Raw genomic sequence first — 22,617 nt, 5'->3', positions numbered from 1 at the left:
CACCTTTTGCCTGAGCAGTTGGATCATGCGGATTCCAAAGATGCAGACTTAAAGCCCAAGCTTCGCATCAGATCACGTGCCGCTTCGAAGAACATCGGCTTGAGGCTTTCGGCATACTCTTCAGTCAAACGACTCGCAGGCCCTGAAATCACAAGGGCGCCCATCAATTCCTGTTGGGCACCGTAGATGGGCAGCGCCATCGAAGCAGCATGAGGGTCTGTTGCGCCTTTGGAGTAATAAGGTTTTTGCAAGGCAATGCCGATTTGATAGGGAGCGCGCAACGCCTGAGCACCCGCGGCTTCATCCATCGGCCGCATGTCACCAGGTTGCAGGTTCAGACGCAGTCGATGCGATGAATTGACCCGATATTGACACATCCGATACGCACCGTGACGCACATAGAAGGAAGCAGTTTCACCCGACTGTTCAGCCAGATAATGCAAACGTGGCATCACGTGCTTTTCCAGGTCTAGCGCCTCCTGATACACAGCGTTCAAACGCATGACTTCGCTTGCCAACTGATAGCGACCATCAGCCATGCGGGTAATGAACCCGTGGTTCTCCAGAGAAACCATCAAGCGCATGATCGTGCTCTTGATGAGCCCGGTACGCTCAACCAGCTCGACCAGGCTCAGCGCAGCGTCGCCTACCTGAAAAGCGGTTAACACGGTCAAAACACGGTCTGCCGATGCCACACCATTTACCGCGGGACGCGGCCGCGCTTTTGCCATTTGCAAACCTCACACGATTGAAGCCCTCCATTCAATGCGAGGGCAGAAAAACCTCATTATCCGACAACGGTCGGTCCCCGCCAACGTAGCATGCGCAGTGGGCCAGATAAAAAAACAGTAGGGCAAGGCTCGCATGGCTGTCGCTGATCAGGTCGCGTACCCATCAATGGTGGCGGTAACTGATGTACTGCCCCAGCAACCCCAGCACCAATACCGCGCCGGCGATCCCCAGCGTCGCCGGCGCGCCCAAGCGAGCGGCGATCAAACCTGCGGCCATACCGCCCAAAGCCTCGAAACCAAAGCGCATGGCAATGTAGAAGGCGATGACCCGGCCGCGCAAGTGGCTCGGCGCGCCGCTCTGCAACTGCATATTGGTGCTGACGTTGCTCAGGGTGATACCAAAACCCAACACCGCCAACGCCAGCAGTGCCAGCGGCAGCTCCGCCGCCAGCCATAAGCCTATCAACGCGACCGCGCAGGAAAGCGCCCCGGCACCGGTGAACTGGCGCAGCCGCGGCATGGCGCCGCCCACCGCCAACACCAGCGTCGCCCCGAACGCCCCGGCACCTGCCGCCCCCCATAGCCAACCCAACACACGCGCATCACCGGCGAACACTGCCCTGGCCAGGATAGGCAGCAGTGCCGCGTAGCAGGAAGCCAGCAAGTTGACCATGATCACGTTGATCAACAGCTGGCGCACGTTCAAGTTCTGCCACATATAGTCCAGGCCCTCGCGGAACACCTGCGAGGTTGAGCCGCTAGCCTTGAGGCTGGCAGTGCCGCGGACCTTCAGCAAGCCACCCCACAGCGCGAGAAAAGCCAGTGCAGTGAGCAGGAAACAGGCTGCTTCCCCGGCAAAGGCAATCAGCGCGCCAGCCAGTGGGGGGCCGACGAAACGCGCAGCATTGATCAGCATGGCATTGAGCACGAGCGCATTCGGCAGGTCGCCCGGGTTGTCGACAAAGCTGCCGATCAGCGCCTGGCGCAGTGGTGTTTCAAGGGCGTTGAGCAGGCCCAGCAGCAGGGCCATGCCGGCGATGAACGGCCCGTCCACCCAGCCCAGCCAAGTTGCGATGCCCAACACAAGCGACTGCATGATCAAGATCAGTTGCACAATGATGAGCAGGCGACGTTTGTCGTGGCGGTCGATCCACGCCCCCGCCAGCGGGCCGATGAGCAGTTGCGGCGCCAGCGAAAGAAAGGTGATCAGCCCCAGCAGCACGGCCGAACCGGTCAGGTGATAGGCCAGCCAAGCCAATGCTACCTGCTGCACCCACTTGCCCAACGTGGAAACACCCTGGCCGACGAAATAGATCTGGAAATTGCGATGAGAGAGCGCCCGCACAGCGGCGGGCCAGCGTGTGCTGTGCGGTGGTGATGAATCGGACAAGTCTTCGAATCCTCAATAATCCCGCGACCGACACCGATCCATCAGCCACTGCGCACCCCATCGCAAGGTGCGCAACTGATGCTGGATCAGCCTGGCAGCAGGCAGCCTTTTTTCTTCAAGGACTCCAGGACCCAGGAGCGGTCGTTGGTGCCTTGGGCAATTTTTTCCATCTGTGCGGTTTCGGCAGCGTGTTTGGCGGTAGCATGCGCATAGACCTCGGCAACATGGTCGTAAGGCACACACAGCATGCCATCGTCATCACCGATCACCAGGTCGCCCGGCTCGATCACCATACCATCAATGGCGATCGGCACGTTGATCTCGCCCGGGCCATCCTTGTAAGGACCGCGGTGCGAAACACCTGCAGCGAACAACGGGAATTCACCCGCGCCAATGTTGGCAGCGTCGCGGATGGCGCCGTTGATGACGATACCGGCCACGCCACGCTTGACCGCGTAGGCCACCATCATTTCACCGATCAGAGCGTTGGTCAGGTCGCCGCCGGCATCGACGACGATCACGTCGCCCGGCTGAGCGATGTCGATCGCGTAGTGCAGCATGAGGTTGTCACCCGGACGGGCTTTGACGGTCAACGCCGGACCGCACAGCCCGCCTTCGCGATGCATGGGGCGCAAGCGGGCACCACCTGCAGTCATGCGGTTCATCGAGTCGCTGACGTTAGCCACCGGAACTTCACGGTAGCGTGCAACCCACTCATCGCCGACTTTACGTGTGCGCTCAAGCACTTGGAAGCCAATGCTCATGTGACATACCTCTCTTGGTGTTATTCGACATCATTGGTATTTTCGAAACCTATTTCTAGAATGTCATTTCATTAAAATCATGACAACGGAATTTTTGCTCGCTTTTTTCGCAAAATCGAGCCTGCAATCAATTTTCTTGCAATGGCGTTTCATTATGGTAGGGTCTAGGTCAATGCTGCACATGCGCGGCAGACCGCCCCTGAACTGCCCCTGACAAGAACAAGGTATCCACGATGTCCCGTACCATTCTGCTGACCGGCCCCGAGCTCGCCGCCGAGGCCATGCACCTTGCCGCCGAACAGGGCGTCAGAATCGTCCCCACCACGCCCTACCTGCCGAGCGAGGAACTGGAAGCGATCATTCGCGCTGAACAGCCCGATGCCATCGTGGTACGCCAGGGCAATCTGACCCGCGCCATGATCGAGGCTTCGGACAAACTGAAAGTGATCGCAAAGCACGGCGTGGGCTATAACACCATCGATATCCAGGCCGCCGCAGACCGCTGCATCCCGGTATCGATCGCCGTTGGCGCCAATGCCCAGTCGGTGGCCGAGCTAGCCTTCGCCCTGATGTTCAGCGTGGCCCGCCAAACCGCGCTGCTGGATGCGCGCATGCGTGACGGGCATTGGGACAAGGCCTCGGCCAACGGCATCGAGCTGTCGGGCAAGACCTTGGGCCTGATTGGCCTGGGCTCGATCGGGGGCATCCTCATGGACCTGGTGGCGCCGCTGCGCATGAAGGTCAAGGTGTTCGACCCCTACCTCAAGCAACTGCCAGAACGCCCGCATCTCGAACGTGAAGAGGACTTCGATCGCCTGCTGGCTGAAAGCGATATCATTAGCCTGCATTGCCCGCTGACCGAGACCAACCACAACCTGATCGGCGCTGCCCAACTCGAGCGCATGCGCCCAGGCGCCATCCTGATCAACACTGCCCGTGGCGAGCTGATCGATACCAACGCCTTGGTGAAAGCGCTCAGCGAACGCCGCATCGCCGGTGCCGGGCTGGACACATTCAATCCCGAGCCGCCGCCTGCCGACAGCCCGCTGTGGGGCCTGCCGTCCTTGGTCGCCACACCGCATGTCGGCGCCAACACCACCGAGGCCCGTGACCGTGTAGGCCTGGTAGCGTTGAAACAGATTCTCGATGTCTGGGCGGGCATTGCTCTGGACCCGCGTTGCGTGGTCAATCGCCACCTGTTCGCCAGCTGACCGCACTCCCTCGCGCGCCGCTTCGCGAGAAGGGGCACGCTCCCGACGCTTCACTCCAGAAAAAAAACAATTGGAGAGCACCATGACTTCAGCAAGCCCCCAGCCGGACGATCTCGAACGCAGTACCATGCGCCGTGTCGCATGGCGCCTTCTGCCATTCCTGATCATCTGCTACCTCATTGCGATCATCGATCGGGGCAACATCGGCATGGCATCCCTGCAGATGAACGAGGACCTGCAGCTCACGGCCAAGGTCTTCGGCTTTGCCAGCAGCCTGTTCTTCTTTGCCTACTTCCTGGTGGAAGTGCCCAGCAACCTGGCCATGCAACGGTACGGCGCGCGTATCTGGATCGCTCGCATCATGATCACCTGGGGCCTGATTTCCGCAGGCACGGCGTTCGTCCAGGGCGCCAACTCCCTCTACGTGATGCGTTTTTTGCTAGGCGCTGCCGAGGCCGGCTTCTTCCCAGGTGTACTGCTGTACCTTACCTACTGGCTGCCGTCGGCCTACCGTGCACGCATGGTGGCACTGTTCATGGTGGCGATCCCTGCTGCCAACTTCATCGGTTCGCCACTCTCGGGCCTGCTACTGAGCCTGGATGGCTGGTTGGGTATGCGTGGCTGGCACTGGCTGTTCATTCTCGAAGGGATACCTGCAGTACTGCTTGGCATCGCCTGCCTGTTCGTGCTCACCGACCGCCCAGAGCAAGCCAGGTGGCTGAGCGACGAGCAGCGCGGCTGGCTCACTCGGCGCCTGGCTGATGAAGCCTCGAAAAAGACCGCCATCGGCCATATCTCGCTGTGGAAGCTGCTGCGCCACAAGGATATCTGGGTGTTGGTACTGATCTACTCGGGCGCTTCCGCCGCTGGGAGCACCATGAGCGTATGGGCCCCGCAGTTACTGAAAACCTTTGGCCTCAGTGCCCTGGAAATCGGCCTGGTCAACGCCATCCCTTACGGCATTGCCTCGGTGCTGATGATCTTCTGGGGCCGCAGTTCCGACCGTACCGGCGAGCGTCGCTGGCACACCGCGATGACCATGCTGCTGATCGCGGCGGGCCTGCTGATGACCTTGTTCACCGCTTCTCTGCCGGCAACGGTGGCGATGCTGACCATGGTACTGGTGGGCGCGTATTCGATGAAAGGGCCGTTCTGGGCACTGGTGTCCGGCTGGCTGTCTTCCTCGACCGCTGCCGCGGGCCTTGCCGCCGTAGGCGCCATGGCCAACCTGATCGGCGGAGGCCTTATGGTCAATGCCTACGGCGCCATTCACGATGCCACCGGCAGCTACTCCCTGGCGCTGATGCCCTTGGCCGCGCTGTGCACCGTGGCCGGTATCGCAGTACTGGTAATCGGCCGCAAACGCCAGCACGAGCAAGCTGAATCAGCCAGCGCCGTTAGCGCAAAATAAGCCACGCGAGTCGCACCTCGATGCCCACTTTCTTACTTCAGGAATGTGGGCATAGTCATTTCACAACGGCAAGAAGTGTCCGCCTCAACCTCAGCTCATCGAAGCCAACCAGGCCCTCCACCCTCCCCATTCGGTGATGTCTGCGGCACCATCGAGTCCCGCGCCTTCGCATATGAAACCTGTCTCCCAGCGACCATCGCTCAGTTCCACCTTGCCCAGCCCCAAAGGCGCAGGGATACCGGTCAGGAATGAGCCCAGCTCCGTGCTCGGCATCTCCCAAACCTCCACTGCGATGGCGACGCCCCCTTCCTGCACCCGCACCATCCCGGGTCGTTTCACAGGCCCGCCGGCAAGCGCGTAGAGCTTGTAATGGGGGGAGCTGCTTGTGGACTCCAGCAACCGAGCCCCACGATGCTGGAGCTGCCAATTGAGCGCGAGCCCATCCAGATGGGCACCACAAACGACCAGGCGGGCCATGTCATTGCGAGCATCGATCGCCGGTGCTTTGAACCCTTGGTAGGCGTTTGCGAGGCTCAGCAGGTAGTGGTCAGTGAATGCCCGACCGAATAGCGTGATCCCCCAAGGCAGGTCGTTCTTCATGACACCGCTGGGCACAGCAACGGCTGCGTAATCGAGCAGGTTCATGAAGTTGGTGTAATAGCCCAGCTCAGAGTTGCGCTTCACGGGTTCATCAGCGAGCTCGGCCAAGGTCACGGGGCGACCAATTGTGGGCGTAAGCACACAATGCAGGTCTTTCAGGACTTCATCACATTTGGCCTTGAGCATCTGCAACCGATACTGAGCACGGAACGTATCGACGCCGCTTACCTTCGGGCCTTTCTCAAGCACCGCATGAATGACTGGCAGCACGGCTTCTGGGTGTACCTGCGCGAGCTCTCCCACCACACTGTAACGCTCGGCAACCCACGGGCCTTCGTACAACAAGCGGGCAGCTTCAAGGAATGGCGAAAGGTCGATGGTGACCGGCTCTCCCCCCAGCGACTTCAGTCGCTGGATGGACGCTTCAAACAGGCCAGGCCCCTCGCTGCATCCAAAAAACTCCAGGTCGCACTCGCGTGGGATGCCAAACCGGAAGGAAGTGATGCGCCCGAACGCACTGCCATCATTCCAAGCAGGGTTGGCTCTGCTGTATTCGTCCGCAGGATCTTGCACAGCAAGCAAGGCCAACAATTGGCTGGCCTCCCGTGCTGTAGCCGTAAATGTAGTGACGCAATCCAGCGTTCGGCATGCAGGTACGACTCCAGCAGTCGAAATCAGCCCCCTTGTTGCCTTCAACCCTACAAGCCCATTGAGGGCTGCAGGTACGCGACCTGAACCTGCAGTATCGGTACCCAGGGCGAAACTGGTGATACCCAGCGCCACGGCCAAAGGTGATCCGGCGCTTGATCCACCTGAGGGGTAATCACGATTCACACTGTTCACGCATGCACCGTATGGTGATCTCGTGCCATTCAGCCCTGTCGCAAACTGATCGAGGTTGGTCTTGCCTAATGGAACGGCCCCGAGGTCGATCAGCCGCTGGACGACGCTGGCCGAGCGAACCGGGATGTAAGCATACGCAGGGCAAGCCGCCGTGGTCGGCACGCCTGCCAAATCGATGTTGTCCTTGATGGCGAAAGGCACCCCATACAAGGGCAAACGCTCAATAGGCGTCGACTCCAGCACCGCAAGGTACGGCTCAAGCTCCTCAGCGCTCAGAAGATGGATGAACGCGTTGAACTGGGGGTTGATGGCCTGGGCCTCGTCACGCAATGCCAGAATCAGTTGGCGAGGGCTCACGTCACCACGCACATAGCGTTCACGCAATACATCGATTCGCAGATCATTCTTCATGCTGCCGCCCCTTTTGCGATAGGCTCAATGACAACTACGCGCTGACCGGCACGAATGGCTGCCCCTGGCTCCACGTGAATCTCCCTGACGACACCTGCACAAGGCGCGCAGACCGGTATTTCCATCTTCATGGATTCAAGTACCACCAAGGTCGTGCCCGCCTCGACCTCATCACCAGCGGCAACCTGGACTTGCCACAAATTGCCGGCAATCGGGCTCTCTACGCCCAGGAAATGGCTGGGGATAGGGCTTTCCTCGCTCGTTGGGGCGGCCGCCTCGCTACTTTCGAAGTGCGCTTGTCCCGTATCAATCCAACGCTGCCGCTCGGCTGCAAACGCGCTCTGTTGCTGGCTACGGAAGGTTGCGATGCTGTCCGCCTCACCCGCCAGAAACTCTTGGTAATCCGCCAGTCGTAGTTGACTCTCCTCGATACGCAGGTCGTATCGGCCGAGCGGAAAGTCCCTACGGATGCGTTGCAACTCTTCAGCGGTCACGTGGTAGAAGCGAATTTGGTCAAAGAAGCGGAGCAGCCAAGGTTTGCCACCGAAAGCCTCTACTTCTCGATAGCGGTTCCACATCTGCAGGGTTCGCCCGACAAATTGATAACCTCCCGGCCCCTCCATGCCGTAAACGCACATGTAAGCACCACCGATGCCGACCGCGTTTTCTGCAGTCCACGTACGTGCGGGGTTGTACTTGGTGGTCACCAGGCGGTGCCGAGGATCGAGCGGAGTTGCCACGGGAGCTCCGAGGTATACGTCCCCAAGGCCCATGACCAGGTAACTGGCCTCAAACACCGTGCGCTGCACCTCCTCCAGGTTCGCAAGATCGTTGATGCGACGTATGAACTCCAGGTTGCTTGGGCACCAGGGGGCATCCTTGCGCACAGTGGTCATGTATTTTTCGATGGCCAGCTGGCACGCAGGATCGTCCCAAGACAGAGGTAGGTGAACGATTCGAGAAGGCACCGCAAGATCCTTAGCTGCGCAGACCGCATCCCACTCGCCGGCGATAGCTTCCAACAGGTGGCCTAAGGAAAGTCGCTCCGGCTGGTAGTGCACCTGAAGCGAGCGGATCCCGGGTGTCAGATCGATGACCCCTGGGAGTGCTTGAGCTTCGAGAGCTTGCATCAAAGCATGGCCACGGAACCGCAGCACCAGATCAAGCTCTGGTTCGCCAATCTCGAGCAATAAATGGGTATCACCAGCCAATCGGGCTACCAGTCGCATCTCGCCCTCCCCCAAGTCCATTACGATTGGGGACACAAGCTCGGACATTTTCACATCGGATGTGCTGCGCACCGGCACCTCCCCCAGCAACGGCGAAGTCGCCAGTGCTCGGGCACGCGCGATGTCTGTAGGTACAAACCTGACCTTATCGCCGGCTTTAAGCTGCCCCAGCTTCCACAGGTCGGCCTCGATCACTGTGACCGGACAGACGAAACCACCCAGGCTTGGGCCGTCCGGGCCCAGAATCACCGGCATGTCGCCCGTAAAATCCACGGCCCCGATCGCATAAGGATTGTCATGGATGTTGGAGGGATGCAGCCCAGCCTCCCCTCCGTCGGCGCGCACCCACTCGGGTTTTGGCCCGATCAACCGAACACCGGTGCGGCTCGAATTGAAATGCACTTCCCACTCTGTGGCGAAGAATGTCTCGATATACGCCGGTGTGAAATACTCGGGCGCCCCATGGGGGCCGTAAATCACACGGATCTCTCGGCGCGCCCCCAGCGGTTCCTGCTCTGGCAGTTGCCTGCCTGCACTTGAGTCAGTCAAGCGGCTGATGTGCAGCACATCCCCCGCGCGCAAGGCTCGACCTGCGTGACCGCCAAACTGCCCCAGGGTGAAAGTGCTCTTGCTGCCCAGATACTCCGGTACCTGGATGCCTCCACGTACACACAGGTAGGCCCTGGCGCCAGCACCAACGATCGTGCCGATGCTGAGTACCGAACCAGCCTTGATCATCAGTGCAGTGTTCATCGGCACGACGTTGCCATCGATCAGTACCGGAATCTCCGCCCCCGTGACGGCTACCACGGCGTCAGCATTGAATCGCATGCTTGGCCCGGTCATGGTGATTTCGAGTCCAGCCTCACCTTCCGGGTTGCCGATCAGTTGATTGCCAAGGCGCAATGCTCGACTGTCCATTGGCCCAGACGGCGGCACTCCGACGGCCCAGTACCCCTGGCGTCCAGGGTAGTCCTGGACGCTAGTCTGAGTGCCGCCGCTGAGTATCTCGATGGTTGACGCTTTATACACCAACCCCTCAAGGCAGCGTGTCCAGGGCTTGCCGGTCGCGAATGGGGCATCCAGCAGGATCTGCTTGAGGTACTCCCGGTTGGTTTCCACGCCGTAGATGACGCTGTTGTCGAGCGCAGCGTGCAAACGGGAACAAGCTTGGTCGCGATCCTCTGCCCAAGTGATGACCTTGGCGATCATGGGGTCGAAAAACGGAGGAATCTCACACCCCGCCTCTACCCATGTATCGATACGTAGGGTTTGGCCTTCTGCGTGCGGAAATTGAACGGCCGTGAGCAAACCAGGGCTGGGCTGGAATTCCTTACCTGGATCTTCTGCATAGAGGCGCGCCTGCACGGCATGGCCCCGAGGCGTCAGGGTGCGCGCCAACTCCTTGAGCGGTGCCAGGGTTCCAGCCGCGAGCTCAACCATCCAGCGAACAAGATCAATACCCCACACCTGCTCGGTAACGCCATGCTCGACCTGCAGGCGGGTGTTGACCTCCAGGAAGTAGAATTGCTGCGCATCGCTGTCGAACACGAACTCAACGGTACCTGCGCTCCGATAGCTCACTGCCTTGGCCAGACGAATGGCAGCTTCACAAAGTGACTGGGAAATCCGGTCAGTGAGATCAGGAGCCGGGGTCTCTTCCAGCACCTTCTGGTTGCGGCGCTGGACTGAGCAATCACGCACACCCAGTGCGATGACATCCCCACACCCATCCCCGAAAATCTGGACTTCAAGATGACGCGCACGCTGGATGTACTTCTCGATGAAGACGCCTGCATCACTGAAGTTGTTCTGACCTAACCGCCTGACAGTCTCGAAGGCATCTGCGAGCTCTGTCGGTGACCAACATACCCGCATGCCGATTCCGCCGCCGCCGGCCGTGCTTTTGAGCATGACCGGATAGCCCACCGCCTGCGCAGCTGCAACAGCCTCCTCCACGCTGTCGAGCAGTTCGGTACCCTCAAGCATTGGGACGCCGTACTTGCGCGCCAAAGCGCGCGCAGTATGTTTGAGGCCAAACAGCTTCAACTGATCTGCAGTGGGGCCGACAAAGGCTATCCCAGCCGCCTCACAAGCCGCCGCGAAAGCCGCATTCTCTGAGAGGAAGCCGTAACCTGGGTGAATGGCGCCCGCGCCCGTTTCCTTGGCAGCAGCAAGGATCTTGTCGACGCAGAGATATGTGTTGGCAGCAGCTCCTTCTCCCAGGCTCACAGCTTGGGCTGCATCACGAACGTGAAGGCTGGCTACGTCAGCTTCTGCGTAGACAGCGACACCTTTTACATCCATTTGGCGAAGCGTACGCAGGATCCTGCAGGCGATAGCGCCACGGTTGGCAATCAACAATGAATCGAACATAAGAAGCCCCTTACGACGGTACATGTCCGTGCGGTTGGGTTGTGGGTCGTCCCACAGTGCTTATGAGGTCTTGGGGTCGTCCCCAGCCTGGATCAGGAGTGCTTGTCAGGACAGTCTGGCGGGTCGCTGCGGTATTGGATGCGCCCAGCACGGTAGTGGCAGTACACGAAGAACATGTACCTCAAACGCTTTACCCAGGTTTTCATGCCCATATGGTCAGCTCTGCGGGTGTTGGGTCGTAGCCGTTGCAGGGGTTGTTCAACTGCGGGCAGTTGGAGATGAGCACGATTACATCCATCTCTGCGCGCAGCAGCACATATTTACCTGCCGCCGAAATGCCGTCCTCAAAGGTCAGGCCGCCTTCCGGAGTGACCGGGACATTCATGAAGAAATTGATGTTCGGGCTGATGTCGCGCTTGCTCAACCGGCCATCATGGCTGCAGGCCCGAAGGTAATTGTCACGGCAGCTGTGCATGTGACGCTTGTCCAGGGCATAACGGACGGTATTGCTCTCCTGTGCACACGCACCGCCGAGTGTGTCGTGGCGCCCGCAGTTATCTTCGATGAGGGTGAGTAATGGTCGGCCCAGGTTTGAGTACAGAACGCTGCCTTTGCCCAGGTAAACATTGTTCTGCCGCCGCAACGTGCGCTGGACGTCGTAGCGCTCACGAGGATTCGCGGCACTGTAGAACAGGGTATCGATCGCCTGGTTACCTTCGAGATCCCGGATGCGTAGAATCTGGCCAGCCTTCACTTCGGTCAGCCATGGTTCTCCGGCTGGAATGGTGGCTTGGTATAAGGCATTTTCAAGGTGCAATGGTGCAGTCATGAGGCGTCCTCAGGCATGAATCCGTTGGGTGTTGATGAAACCGCGCTCGTTCTCTGGCCGCGAAGTTCGACAGTGTTCGGCGACCGCGTCCGCAGCCTTCATGAAGGTGAGCTCGACAGGCTTTGGCGAATAGGTCTTCGAAGGGTCCATCGGATGCTGAAGGGCTGTAATCACGAACAAGGTGTCCATCGGTGCGTAAAGCTCGATGCAGTCTCCGGCTTTGGAATTACCCTCGACAAACCGCAGCCCGCCATGGGCATCGACGTCGACGCGACTGAACAGATTGAGCACCATCGTCAGATCGCTCAAGCCCAGCCCCCACTTGCCCATTTCGACGAGCAGGTTGTCCGCGCCGTTGCGGAAGAAACCATTGCGCAACTCCTGGTAACGGCCGTTACCGTATTTCTCTACGACCTCCTGAGCGCAAAGCACGCCACCGATGCTGTCACTCCAACCACAGGTATCACGAGTGATTGCAGCGAGCACCCGCCCCATATCCGAGTAAAGGCAATGGCCTGCAGTGAGCTTTGCGGTGTGCTGACACTTCAAGCTGTCGGGCAGATTCAGGCGCTCGGTCTTCTCGTGGGCGTTGAACAGCATGGCGCTGACGTTCGCCCCGCCCTCCACGTCGGTCAGGCGCAACAACTCACCACGCTTGAGCACGAATGAGAGGTGTCCTCCTCCCGGTAGCAACTCATTGGAAAACACAGTTGTTTCGATCATGGGTAGCAGTCCTTGGTTGGTTGAATCGCACACGACAGCGATGCAGCAGCAGCCAGCCGCGAATCTGTGCGTTTACTGTTGAGTGGCAAGTCGTAGGTCACGCGCGCGCCGTATGAGAGGGGTGCATGGGGGTCGACGCGAATCTTGTCGAACACCATCAGCCGAGTACCCAGGCTGAATCCTTCGCTAAGGTCGTGGGTCACCATGAAGACTGTCAGGCCCGTCTCCTTCCACAGCTCCAGCAGCAGCGCATGCATGTCCTTGCGAATACCAGGGTCGAGCGCGCCAAACGGCTCATCAAGTAGCAGAACGCGAGGTTTCATGATCAACGCCTGCGCGATAGCCAGGCGTTGCTGCATCCCGCCAGAGAGCTGTGAAGGGTATTTCCCAAGTGCTGCCTGCAGACCCACTTTGCGCAAAAGCTCTGTCGCCTGATCCCGAGCAGCGCGTTTTCTCGCTCCGAATAGTCGACCAAGCAGAAACGCGTTCGGCAACTCAAGCCCCAGTGCGACATTGTCCAGCACCGTGAGATGTGGAAAGACGGAGTAGCGTTGGAACACGACGCCACGTGCAGGATCGGGCTCGGCGCAAAGCGGTTGGCCACCTAGAAGGATCTGACCTTTACTCGGGGTTTCCTGGCCCAGGAGCAGGCGCAAGAACGTGGATTTTCCACAGCCGGAAGTCCCGACCAGGGTGCAGAACTCGCCCTCCTCGATCGTGAGGTTCAAGCCCTCCAGCACCACATGCTCTGCGTACTGCTGCCATACATTCTTGACTTCGATGAAGCTCATGCTCGCGCGCCCTCATACCAGGGGAAGGCTCTACGTGTGAGCGTCCTCAGCCCCCAATCCATCAACCAGGCCAGAAGCGTGATCCAAACGACGTATGGAAGAATCACGTCCATCGCCAGGTAACGGCGCACCAGGAAAATCCGATAGCCCAAGCCGTTTTCAGAGGCGATGGCTTCGGCAGCGATCAGGAATAGCCATGCGGAGCCGAGCACCAGACGCAGTGAAATCAGCAGGCGCGGCAGTAACTGCGGCAGGACGACCCGCAGGATCAGCGTCCAGGTACTGGCCCCCAACGTCTGGGCCTTGATCAGCAGCTCCACCGGGATCTCTCGGGCCCGTTGTTCGAGGTCACGGGCCAGGATGGGGGTGATCCCGATGGCGATGAGCATCACCTTGGACAATTCGCCCAGCCCGAAGACAATGAACAGGATCGGCAGAATGGCCAGTGGCGGAATCATCGACAGCACGACGAGCATGGGTGACAGCGATGCGCCAACCAGCGGCAAGGTACCGGCGGCGATACCCAGGCACAGGCCGACCCCTGCAGCAATGGCCAAGCCAGTACCCAGCCGTTGCAGGCTGGCGCCTGTGTCCTGCCACAGCAGGTAGGCACCACTGCGCTTGTCCTCGGTGAACGCCATGCGCTTCACAGCGTCGGACATTTGCATGGCGCTGGGCAGTAGCTTGTCGTTGGGGTTGTCAGCCAGGCGCTGCGCCGAACTCACGAAGTACGCGCACAGCACCAGGACCAGCGGGAGTATCACCAGCAACAGCCGTGAACTCCGATCGGGATGTCGGTTGATCAAGCGCATTGAGCACTCTCCGCTTACAGGGCGCCGTCGACGGCCATTTGCACGTAGGTCGGGTCAAAGCGCAGCTTCAAGTTGGCCTGGTCGCCCAGGGTGACATCGTTGGCGAAACTCATCCCCACCACATTGCTGTCGGGTGCTCCATCACCCAACAAACCGTGCTCGAACGAAAAGTTCGCGACCTTCGCCATGGTCTCCGGCAGATCCGGGCTCTTGGCGAATACCAGTGCATCGTGAGCGGTGAAGAACAGGTGGGTGGTTGCCAGTTGAGACCTGAAACCGGCAAGGTCAGTACCCGAAGCCTTGGCCATGTGCTCCTCGGCGGCTTCGGAGCTGGCGTCCTTGGCGTTCATCATGCTCATGACCTCAAACCACGCCCCTGTGAGCACCTTGCCAAGTGCGGGGTTGTCTTTGAGGGTTTCGGTGTTGACCACCATCATGTCCAGGATCTCGCCAGGTATCTGGCTGGAACTGAAGACTTCGGTTACACCGGGAGTGGCCTTGATGTCGGCGAGCATCGGATTCCAGGTGGTGACGGCCTGGACGCTCTCGGTGTTGAAAGCGGCGGAGATGTCCGCATCAGACGTATTGATCACCTTCAGATCTTTCTCTCGAAGGTTGGCCGTATCGAGTGCGCGGGCTAGCAGGTAATGCGACACCGATAGCTCGACCAGATTCACATCCATGCCTTTAAGGTCGGAAACGGTCTTGCCTGCCCCCTTGATGACAACACCGTCGTTGCCGTTGGAGTAGTCGCTGACGATCAATGCCGTGCTGTCGACACCGCCAGCAGCTGGGATGGTGAGCGCGTCCATATTGGTCATGGTGCAGCCGTCGAACTGGCCAGCGGTGTACTGGTTGATCGACTCCACGTAGTCGTTGAGCTGAGTCAGAGCGACATGGATACCGTACTTCTTCGCCCATTTGTCGACGATGCCTTGCGCCTGCGCAAACTCCCAAGGCATCCAGCCGGCATAGAGCGTCCAGCAGACGTTGAAGTCTGTCTTGGCCGCAGCGTGTGATGAAGTGGCAGCCAACAGGCCAATGCCTGCTGCCATGAAAGCGGAGAGTAGGGGCTTTCGCATGGTGGGACTCCAGTTGACGGTGAGCGGACAGGAGCAGCGCATCACCCTCTACAAGGTGGTCTGTCTCCCGGGCTTTTATCCCGCCGTGTAACCTCAACTGGAGGTCGTCAGCTCTCGGTCCAGACACTCGTGTTTGCGAGCCGGAACCCTAGCCAACCATTTTTCAAATTGTGGTGCACTCAGCCAGCGCTGCTCCTGCACGGAATTACATGATGCGAGAGGCGTGCCAAGCTCGCGGGATCAATGCCATTGCCGCTGCAAGCCCCGCAGCTACGGCCAGTTGAGCGACAGGCACAACTGATCGCCTAGCGATCTTTCATTGCTGTGCGCGCTGTGAGGCGCCTCTTTTAAGGGCGGCGATGCCCTTAAAGTGGGCAAAAAGGAGGTTCAGCAGAATCCGGCGCATCAGTTTCTCTAATCCGTCATGCTCGTTATTCATTGCACTGATCATCATTTCAGGCAGACTTCTGCCACTAATTATTGGAGGTGAGACATGGCGGGTGAAAAATCTATCTCTGCCCTACTACGCGGTATGAGCCCAATCCTCAACGAAGGTGAGTACGTCTTCTGCACCGTCGCTGACTTCGCAGGGCTGAGCCCGGACGACCTGGTGGGTAGCTTCAAGGAGAAAGAAGGCTTGACCTTGATCATCGAGCGAAGCCGAGCAGAAACGCTCGGGCTGAAGTTTGATTTCGTCGCTGCGTGGATCACCCTGACCATCCATTCGGCCCTGGATGCAGTCGGCTTGACTGCGGCGTTCTCGACCGCTCTGGGCCAAGCAGGGATCAGCTGCAATGTGATCGCAGCCTATTTCCACGATCATGTCTTCGTAGGCAAAGATGATGCGCAAAAAGCGATGAAGGTGCTGAACACCCTTTCCCAGACTTCTGAGTGAGGCTGGTCGAGACGCTTTACCGCTCAAGGCATGTACGCAGTCCCATCATCGCAGTGCCACATCTGAGTCAGTTGACCACCCGCCACCCAGGGCGAGGTAGGCAGCAATAGCAGCACGCACCGCTTCAGTTTGCGCAACTGCTCGGGAATCCGATGTCCTGAGAAGCTGCTGATCTGCGTTCAGAACGTCTATCAAACTGGCTACGCCGTTCTGAAATGCTACGAAGGACGAACGTCGTGCTTGCTCCAGGGATACCTCACCGCGTTTGAGCGACTGTGCCTGCGCTTGCCGATTGATCAATGCAGACAAAGCTGTTTCAACATCTTCCGAAGCCTCCAGCACAGACTGCCGATAGATGGCCAGGGCTTCGGCTTCACGTCCTTTGGCCTGGTCTATCTGCGCGTTGATGCGGCCAAAATCAAAGAGTCGCCACCTCAAGCCGAGCAATACGGCTGATTGGTCGGCATCGCCCGTGAAAAATGTTCCGCCAGAGGTAGACGCACTGCCGATCAGCCCGCCTATCGAGAATTTTGGGTAATACTCACTGATCGCACTGCCGATCATGGCATTGGCAGCCATGAGCCTGCGCTCAGCGGCGATCAGGTCGGGCCGACGGCGGAGCAGATCGGAAGGTTTGCCGATTTGCGCAAGCGCAGGCACCTGAGGGATTGACGAGGCAATTGCCATCTGGGCGCGGTGGGTACCTGGCGCACTGCCAAGCATGACATCCAAGGCGTTGAGAGCCGCATCCAGGCCCGCACGCAAAACTGGCACGGTTGCCTCGACTTGAGACAGTTCGCCTTCGGTTTGACGAACCTCGTAGTCAGGCGCCAGACCTTTGCGGTTGAGCAGGTTGACTTTGGCCAGAAGGTCTTGCTGTGTCTGCACCTGGTTCTGAGCAATGGCCAGGCGCGCCTGCAGCCCCCTCACGGTGGTGTAGATATCGGCTGTTTGCGCGGCAACGGCAAGACGCGTCGCGATTGCCCCCGCCTCAGAAGCCTGGTACTCACCGACGGCGGCTTGCCGTTCACGCCGCAGCCCACCAAACAAGTCGATTTCCCAGCTTGCTTGCAGATTGAGTTCATAGCTGTTGCCGTAGCGGTCATAGTCAGGCGTTGAGTTCAGCAGCTGGCCCAATGGCGTTTCAACGGATTGCCGTGAGCGTGCAGCTTGACCATTGATACCCGCGGACGGCACAAGCGCCGCGGTCGCTGAGCCCAGTGCTGCGCGAGCCTGAGCTACGCGGGCCTGTGCCTGCGCCAACTGCAGGTTTTGCCCCAGCGCCTCGGTCACAAGCCTGCTCAACAAAGGATCTCCAAATCCTTCCCACCAGACATCGAGGCTGCCGACCGATGTGTCGCTTGCGGTCAACGGCTGTGCATCCGTGACGTAATGATCGGCCAGCGCAACCTCTGGCTGTTTATAATCCGGGCCAACCATGCACCCTGCAGTGAGACTGGCGCTCAACAGCAGAGCAATCGTTCGGTAGGGAAGCATGATGATTCTCATAGACCAAGAGGAGATGTGACCATATTATATTTTGGTCACACTCTGTCAATCAGTTCCAGGATGCTTCAAAAATGAGTAAATCTTCTCCACCCTCGCCGGCGCGCGGGCCAGCCGACCACGACGTGAGGGATCAGATCATCCAGGCTGCCATGGAGCACTTCGCCCATTATGGGTACGACAAAACCACTGTCTCAGACTTAGCCAAATCGATCGGCTTTTCAAAGGCCTACATCTACAAGTTCTTCGAATCCAAACAAGCGATCGGAGAGGTGATTTGCTCCAGTCGGCTTGCGCTCATCATGCAGCGCATTGCGACGGCCACCAGCGACGCCCCGACTGCATCGGAAAAGTTGAGACGTCTATTCCGAGCGATCGCTGAGGGCGGGGCTGACCTTTTCTTCCACGACCGGAAGCTCTATGACATAGCGGCAGTGGCATCGCGCGACCAATGGTCGTCGGTCAAGTCTCATGAGGCCAATATCAGTAAGGTCATTCTGGAGATCCTGACACAAGGCCGCGACGCAGGAGAATTTGAACGCAAGACCCCCCTGGACGAACTGACGCTGGCGATTTTTCTGATCATGAGGCCATACGTAAATGCCGCGCTCCTTCAGCACAACCTGGACACGCTTCAGGATGCGGTCGTCCAACTGCCGGCTTTGATACTCAGAAGTCTCGCCCCTTAGCAGAGTGTGACCATTGACAATATTGGTCACTGGTAGAAAAATGGGATTCCTATATCGCCTTTTGAGAAAGGGATCCCATGCGCCTGCGTCCTGCCGCCATAGTCGGTTGCTTACTCCCACTCGCCCTTGTCGCTTGCGGGGACTCTTCACCTGGAAAAGACCCGAGAGACACACCGCCGGTCGTGAAAGCGGTCTCGGTACAGGACGCGTCAGCCCTTGCACGTTCGTTTTCCGGAGTAGTGGTCGCTCGCACACAGAGTGACCTCGGCTTCCGAGTATCCGGAAAAATCCTGCAGCGCCTGGTCGATACCGGGCAAACAGTCAAACGCGGTCAGCCCTTGATGCGTCTGGATCCGGTGGATCTGAATCTACAGGCACGCGCACAGCAAGAGGCCGTAACTGCCGCTCGGGCACGGGCCAAGCAGACCGGTGACGACGAAGCTCGATATCGAGGGCTGGTTGCCGAGGGCGCGGTCTCGGCCTCGTCCTACGACCAGATCAAAGCTGCGGCTGATGCTGCGAAGGCGCAACTCAGTGCCGCGCAAGCTCAGGCTGACGTTGCCAGGAACGCCACCGAATATGCGGTATTGCTAGCCGACGCCGATGGTGTGGTGATGGACACGCTGGCCGAACCGGGCCAGGTCGTCAGTGCTGGTCAAGCGGTTGTAAGGCTGGCCAGGGCCGGGCAACGAGAAGCTGTCGTCTACTTGCCAGAAACGCTTCGACCTGCACCTGGCTCGACTGCACTCGCCACGCTATTTGGCAAGCCTGCGCAGGCCGTACCCGCCAAACTGCGCTTGCTTTCAGATGCAGCAGACCCCATCACGCGCACATTCGAGGCCAGGTACGTGCTCACTGGGCCTATGGCGAGCGCGCCATTGGGTGCAACCATTACGCTTGAGATTCCGGATACCGATACGAATTTCGAAGCGAAGCAGATACCCATCGGCGCACTCTTTGACCCGGGTAACGGAGCTGGGGTTTGGGTGATAGCAGGCCAGCCGGCCAAGGTGTCCTGGCGCGCTGTGGAAGTTCTAAGTGTCAGTGACGAAAAAGCGGTCGTGAAGAGTGACCTGCACGCTGGCGATCGGATCGTGGCACTGGGTGCGCATCTGCTGCGCGATGGCGTCGAGGTCATGGAACAGGCTCAAACAGCTCAGGTCATGGGGCACCAACCATGAGCCAGCAGCGTTTCAACTTATCCGCGCTCGCGGTACGCGAGCGATCAATCACCCTCTTCCTGATTGTGCTGATCGCCTTCGCCGGCACGCTGGCCTTCTTCAAGCTGGGCCGTGCAGAGGATCCGCCCTTCACCGTCAAGCAGATGACGATTATCACTGCCTGGCCCGGCGCCACTGCGCAGGAAATGCAGGATCTGGTGGCCGAACCGTTGGAAAAACGCATGCAAGAGCTGCGTTGGTATGACCGTACCGAAACCTACACCCGGCCTGGGTTGGCGTTCACGATGGTGTCGCTGCAAGACAAGACCCCACCTTCGGCGGTTCAGGAGGAGTTCTACCAGGCCCGCAAGAAAGCGGGTGATCAGGCCAAGCTCATGCCAGCGGGCGTCATTGGCCCAATGCTCAATGATGAGTTCTCGGACGTGACATTTGCGGTCTACGCGCTCAAAGCCAAAGGCGAACCGCAGCGCCAGCTGGTACGCGACGCCGAAACACTGCGCCAGCAGCTGCTGCACGTCCCGGGCGTCAAGAAGGTCAACATCATCGGGGAACAGGCTGAACGGATATTCGTGTCCTTTTCCCATGACCGCCTGGCCACGCTCGGAATCACGCCACAGGACATCTTCTCGGCCCTTGACAACCAGAACGCCCTGTCACCGGCGGGCTCGGTCGAAACGCAGGGGCCACAAGTGGTGGTCAGGGTTGACGGCGCCTTCGATCAACTGGCAAAGATTCGCGAAACCCCTGTGGTCGCCCAGGGCCGCCCCCTGAAACTGTCGGATGTGGCCGACGTTGAACGCGGCTATGAAGATCCCGCGACGTTTCTGGTGCGTAACGATGGCGAGCCAGCCTTGCTGCTTGGCATTGTCATGCGCGAAGGCTGGAACGGCCTCGACCTTGGCAAAGCCCTGGAGGCCGAAACAGCCAAAATCAACGAAAGCATGCCCTTGGGCATGACGCTCAGCAAGGTCACCGATCAGGCGGTGAACATCACGTCCTCCGTCGACGAGTTCATGATCAAGTTTTTCGTTGCCCTGCTGGTCGTGATGCTTGTCTGCTTCCTCAGCATGGGCTGGCGTGTCGGCGTTGTCGTCGCAGCCGCGGTGCCATTGACACTGGCGATCGTATTCGTGGTGATGGCCGCAACAGGCAAGAATTTCGACCGGATTACGCTGGGTTCGCTCATCCTGGCCTTAGGGTTGCTGGTCGACGACGCGATCATCGCCATCGAAATGATGGTCGTGAAGATGGAAGAAGGTTACGACCGCATCAAGGCTTCGGCATATGCCTGGAGCCACACGGCAGCCCCCATGCTGTCCGGCACACTGGTTACCGCCATCGGATTCATGCCTAACGGTTTCGCCCAGTCCACTGCCGGTGAATACACCAGCAACATGTTCTGGATTGTCGGCATCGCCCTGATCGCATCCTGGGTGGTGGCGGTAGCGTTCACCCCCTACCTGGGCGTGAAGTTGTTGCCTCGGATCAAGACGATTGAAGGTGGTCATGCCGCTATTTACAACACCCGTCATTACAACCGATTCCGCGCTTTGTTGGGCTGGGTGATCGCACATAAATGGCTCGTGGCAGGCACCGTGGTTTCGACATTTGTGGCCGCCGTGCTTGGCATGGGATTGGTAAAGAAGCAGTTCTTCCCGACCTCCGACCGCCCCGAAGTGCTTGTGGAGCTGCAGATGCCTTATGGCACCTCCATCGAACAGACAAATGCCACTGCGATCAAGGTGGAGTCCTGGCTACGTCAGCAAGAGGAGGCAAAGATTGTCACCACTTACATCGGCCAAGGCCCGCCCCGCTTCTTCCTGGCAATGGCCCCTGAGTTGCCCGACCCGTCCTTTGCCAAGATTGTCGTCCTGACCGAAAACCAGGGCGCTCGTGAGGCCCTCAAGCATCGTCTTCGGGAGGCGGCCTCCGAAGGTCTGGCACCCGGCGCTCAAGTGCGGGTAACACAACTGGTATTCGGGCCCTACTCCCCCTACCCGGTCGCCTATCGGGTGATGGGCCCGGATGCCTCGCAACTGCGTCAGATTGCAGCACGCGTCCAAAGCGTGCTGCAGGCGAGCCCCATGATGAAGACCGTCAATACCGACTGGGGCCCGCTTGTTCCCACGCTTCACTTCTCCCTGAATCAAGATCGCCTGCAGTCGGTTGGCCTGACGTCCGCCTCGGTGTCGCAGCAGCTTCAGTTCCTGCTCACCGGTGTGCCGATCACGTCGGTCAGGGAAGATATCCGCTCTGTGCAGGTTGTAGGGCGTGCCGCTGGCCAGATCAGACTCGATCCTGCCCAGATCGAGAATTTCACCCTGGTAGGCTCGGACGGTCAGCGCGTTCCGGTTTCGCAGATCGGTGATGTGAGCATTCGCATGGAGGACCCCATCCTCCGTCGCCGCGACCGAACGCCCACCATGACAGTGCGGGGTGACATCGCGGAAGGGCTGCAGCCGCCTGATGTATCCACGGCGATCTGGAAAGACCTCCAGCCCATCGTCACGCAGCTGCCTGCGGGCTACAAAATCGAAATGGCAGGCTCCATCGAAGAGTCGGCCAAGGCCAGCCAGGCTATCGTCCCTCTCCTGCCGATCATGATCGCCCTGACTTTGTTGATCATCATACTGCAGGTGCGCTCTATCTCGGCGATGGTCATGGTGTTTCTGACTTCACCGCTGGGGTTGATCGGTGTAGTACCCGTATTACTGCTGTTCGGCCAACCGTTCGGCATCAACGCGTTAGTCGGCTTGATCGCGCTCTCCGGGATTCTGATGCGCAACACCCTCATCCTGATCGGGCAGATTGACCACAACCAGCTTGAAGGACTTGCGCCCTTCGACGCCGTGGTCGAGGCCACAGTGCAACGCGCACGCCCAGTGTTGCTCACGGCATTGGCAGCCATCCTGGCCTTCATCCCCCTCACCCACTCGGTGTTCTGGGGCACCTTGGCCTACACCCTGATCGGAGGCACGTTCGTGGGCACGATCATGACCTTGGTGTTCCTGCCGGCGATGTATTCCATCTGGTTCAAGATCCGCCCCAATAGCCGCATTGCCAAGCCAGAAGCTGCACACCGCGCCTGAGTAGACATTGCCTTCAACCCGTGCGTGCCCGATGCAATTCGAGGTGCGCTCATG

General features: G+C 59.2%; 17 protein-coding genes and 1 riboswitch. Of the genes, 6 read left to right on the top strand and 11 right to left on the bottom strand.

Annotation, left to right across the window (positions count from 1 at the left end; all coding sequences use genetic code 11):
* Positions 1-23: 23 nt before the first annotated feature.
* The 3 genes from AC3RCM_RS12895 to AC3RCM_RS12885 form a co-directional block, all read right to left on the bottom strand.
* Positions 24-731, bottom strand: coding sequence for an IclR family transcriptional regulator (locus AC3RCM_RS12895; protein WP_020191089.1), 708 nt, complete (start codon positions 729-731; stop codon positions 24-26).
* Between the two features lie 163 nt (positions 732-894).
* A complete protein-coding gene (locus AC3RCM_RS12890; protein WP_231114285.1) occupies positions 895-2,121 on the bottom strand; it encodes an MFS transporter in 1,227 nt (408 codons plus the stop codon).
* Between the two features lie 86 nt (positions 2,122-2,207).
* Positions 2,208-2,885 (bottom strand): RraA family protein, encoded by a 678-nt coding sequence (locus tag AC3RCM_RS12885; RefSeq protein WP_020191087.1) that lies wholly within the window; start codon positions 2,883-2,885, stop codon positions 2,208-2,210.
* 233 nt (positions 2,886-3,118) lie between these two features.
* Between AC3RCM_RS12885 and AC3RCM_RS12880 the strand changes: the two genes are divergently transcribed.
* The gene (locus AC3RCM_RS12880; protein WP_064492076.1) at positions 3,119-4,096 is read left to right on the top strand and encodes a hydroxyacid dehydrogenase; all 978 of its coding nucleotides are present in this window, start codon (positions 3,119-3,121) and stop codon (positions 4,094-4,096) included.
* An 82-nt stretch (positions 4,097-4,178) separates the two neighbouring features.
* Positions 4,179-5,507 carry an MFS transporter gene (locus AC3RCM_RS12875; protein ID WP_492629659.1) on the top strand — a complete coding sequence of 443 codons (1,329 nt, stop codon included), beginning with the start codon at positions 4,179-4,181 and terminating at the stop codon, positions 5,505-5,507.
* A gap of 90 nt (positions 5,508-5,597) precedes the next feature.
* Here the strand turns inward: AC3RCM_RS12875 and atzF are convergent, their stop codons facing one another.
* From atzF to AC3RCM_RS12840, 7 genes are all read right to left on the bottom strand, one after another.
* Positions 5,598-7,361 carry an allophanate hydrolase gene (gene atzF, locus AC3RCM_RS12870; RefSeq protein ID WP_492629658.1) on the bottom strand — a complete coding sequence of 588 codons (1,764 nt, stop codon included), beginning with the start codon at positions 7,359-7,361 and terminating at the stop codon, positions 5,598-5,600.
* Complete coding sequence (uca, locus tag AC3RCM_RS12865; RefSeq protein WP_492629657.1) at positions 7,358-10,966, bottom strand: urea carboxylase; 3,609 nt, start codon at positions 10,964-10,966, stop codon at positions 7,358-7,360. Before uca ends, atzF begins: the two co-directional genes overlap by 4 nt.
* A gap of 202 nt (positions 10,967-11,168) precedes the next feature.
* Complete coding sequence (locus AC3RCM_RS12860; protein ID WP_064492079.1) at positions 11,169-11,795, bottom strand: urea amidolyase associated protein UAAP2; 627 nt, start codon at positions 11,793-11,795, stop codon at positions 11,169-11,171.
* A 9-nt stretch (positions 11,796-11,804) separates the two neighbouring features.
* The gene (locus tag AC3RCM_RS12855; protein ID WP_064492080.1) at positions 11,805-12,518 is read right to left on the bottom strand and encodes an urea amidolyase associated protein UAAP1; all 714 of its coding nucleotides are present in this window, start codon (positions 12,516-12,518) and stop codon (positions 11,805-11,807) included.
* Positions 12,515-13,309 (bottom strand): ABC transporter ATP-binding protein, encoded by a 795-nt coding sequence (locus tag AC3RCM_RS12850; RefSeq protein ID WP_492629656.1) that lies wholly within the window; start codon positions 13,307-13,309, stop codon positions 12,515-12,517. The genes AC3RCM_RS12855 and AC3RCM_RS12850 overlap by 4 nt, the downstream gene beginning before the upstream one ends.
* Positions 13,306-14,121 (bottom strand): ABC transporter permease, encoded by an 816-nt coding sequence (locus tag AC3RCM_RS12845; RefSeq protein ID WP_266021555.1) that lies wholly within the window; start codon positions 14,119-14,121, stop codon positions 13,306-13,308. The genes AC3RCM_RS12850 and AC3RCM_RS12845 overlap by 4 nt, the downstream gene beginning before the upstream one ends.
* Before the next feature lie 14 nt (positions 14,122-14,135).
* Entirely contained in the window at positions 14,136-15,203 is a 1,068-nt protein-coding gene (locus tag AC3RCM_RS12840; protein ID WP_492629655.1) for a putative urea ABC transporter substrate-binding protein, read from the bottom strand.
* Positions 15,204-15,265: 62 nt separating this feature from the next.
* Positions 15,266-15,366: riboswitch (guanidine-I (ykkC/yxkD leader) on the bottom strand.
* A 330-nt stretch (positions 15,367-15,696) separates the two neighbouring features.
* Between AC3RCM_RS12840 and AC3RCM_RS12835 the strand changes: the two genes are divergently transcribed.
* Positions 15,697-16,098 (top strand): ACT domain-containing protein, encoded by a 402-nt coding sequence (locus AC3RCM_RS12835; RefSeq protein ID WP_064492083.1) that lies wholly within the window; start codon positions 15,697-15,699, stop codon positions 16,096-16,098.
* Positions 16,099-16,143: 45 nt separating this feature from the next.
* On the opposite strand, the gene AC3RCM_RS12830 is transcribed toward AC3RCM_RS12835, so the two are convergent.
* Positions 16,144-17,595, bottom strand: a complete 1,452-nt coding sequence (locus AC3RCM_RS12830; protein WP_492629654.1) for an efflux transporter outer membrane subunit — start codon at positions 17,593-17,595, stop codon at positions 16,144-16,146.
* A gap of 83 nt (positions 17,596-17,678) precedes the next feature.
* On the opposite strand from AC3RCM_RS12830, the gene AC3RCM_RS12825 reads away from it, so the two are divergent.
* The 3 genes from AC3RCM_RS12825 to AC3RCM_RS12815 all read left to right on the top strand — a co-directional run bounded on the left by AC3RCM_RS12825 (position 17,679) and on the right by AC3RCM_RS12815 (position 22,563).
* A complete protein-coding gene (locus tag AC3RCM_RS12825) occupies positions 17,679-18,293 on the top strand; it encodes a TetR/AcrR family transcriptional regulator (protein ID WP_010954179.1) in 615 nt (204 codons plus the stop codon).
* 77 nt (positions 18,294-18,370) lie between these two features.
* Positions 18,371-19,474 carry an efflux RND transporter periplasmic adaptor subunit gene (locus AC3RCM_RS12820; protein WP_409319874.1) on the top strand — a complete coding sequence of 368 codons (1,104 nt, stop codon included), beginning with the start codon at positions 18,371-18,373 and terminating at the stop codon, positions 19,472-19,474.
* Entirely contained in the window at positions 19,471-22,563 is a 3,093-nt protein-coding gene (locus AC3RCM_RS12815; protein ID WP_392525935.1) for an efflux RND transporter permease subunit, read from the top strand. Before AC3RCM_RS12820 ends, AC3RCM_RS12815 begins: the two co-directional genes overlap by 4 nt.
* The last annotated feature ends 54 nt before the right edge of the window (positions 22,564-22,617 follow it).

This window comes from Pseudomonas sp. GW823-FHT05G12 (genome assembly GCF_058795575.1).
The sequence above is the reverse complement of the archived record's forward strand: the minus strand, read 5'-3'. Positions and strand labels throughout refer to the sequence as shown.

Bases quoted from the DNA above. Each gene is read 5' to 3' on its own strand.
- AC3RCM_RS12830 (WP_492629654.1), bottom strand. From the start codon at position 17,595: ATGCTTCCCTACCGAACGATTGCTCTGCTGTTGAGCGCCAGTCTCACT.
- AC3RCM_RS12885 (WP_020191087.1), bottom strand. From the start codon at position 2,885: ATGAGCATTGGCTTCCAAGTGCTTGAGCGCACACGTAAAGTCGGCGAT.
- AC3RCM_RS12825 (WP_010954179.1), top strand. From the start codon at position 17,679: ATGAGTAAATCTTCTCCACCCTCGCCGGCGCGCGGGCCAGCCGACCAC.
- AC3RCM_RS12880 (WP_064492076.1), top strand. From the start codon at position 3,119: ATGTCCCGTACCATTCTGCTGACCGGCCCCGAGCTCGCCGCCGAGGCC.
- atzF (WP_492629658.1), bottom strand. From the start codon at position 7,361: ATGAAGAATGATCTGCGAATCGATGTATTGCGTGAACGCTATGTGCGT.
- AC3RCM_RS12845 (WP_266021555.1), bottom strand. From the start codon at position 14,121: ATGCGCTTGATCAACCGACATCCCGATCGGAGTTCACGGCTGTTGCTG.
- AC3RCM_RS12895 (WP_020191089.1), bottom strand. From the start codon at position 731: ATGGCAAAAGCGCGGCCGCGTCCCGCGGTAAATGGTGTGGCATCGGCA.
- AC3RCM_RS12850 (WP_492629656.1), bottom strand. From the start codon at position 13,309: ATGAGCTTCATCGAAGTCAAGAATGTATGGCAGCAGTACGCAGAGCAT.
- AC3RCM_RS12860 (WP_064492079.1), bottom strand. From the start codon at position 11,795: ATGACTGCACCATTGCACCTTGAAAATGCCTTATACCAAGCCACCATT.
- uca (WP_492629657.1), bottom strand. From the start codon at position 10,966: ATGTTCGATTCATTGTTGATTGCCAACCGTGGCGCTATCGCCTGCAGG.
- AC3RCM_RS12855 (WP_064492080.1), bottom strand. From the start codon at position 12,518: ATGATCGAAACAACTGTGTTTTCCAATGAGTTGCTACCGGGAGGAGGA.
- AC3RCM_RS12815 (WP_392525935.1), top strand. From the start codon at position 19,471: ATGAGCCAGCAGCGTTTCAACTTATCCGCGCTCGCGGTACGCGAGCGA.
- AC3RCM_RS12875 (WP_492629659.1), top strand. From the start codon at position 4,179: ATGACTTCAGCAAGCCCCCAGCCGGACGATCTCGAACGCAGTACCATG.
- AC3RCM_RS12840 (WP_492629655.1), bottom strand. From the start codon at position 15,203: ATGCGAAAGCCCCTACTCTCCGCTTTCATGGCAGCAGGCATTGGCCTG.
- AC3RCM_RS12820 (WP_409319874.1), top strand. From the start codon at position 18,371: ATGCGCCTGCGTCCTGCCGCCATAGTCGGTTGCTTACTCCCACTCGCC.
- AC3RCM_RS12835 (WP_064492083.1), top strand. From the start codon at position 15,697: ATGGCGGGTGAAAAATCTATCTCTGCCCTACTACGCGGTATGAGCCCA.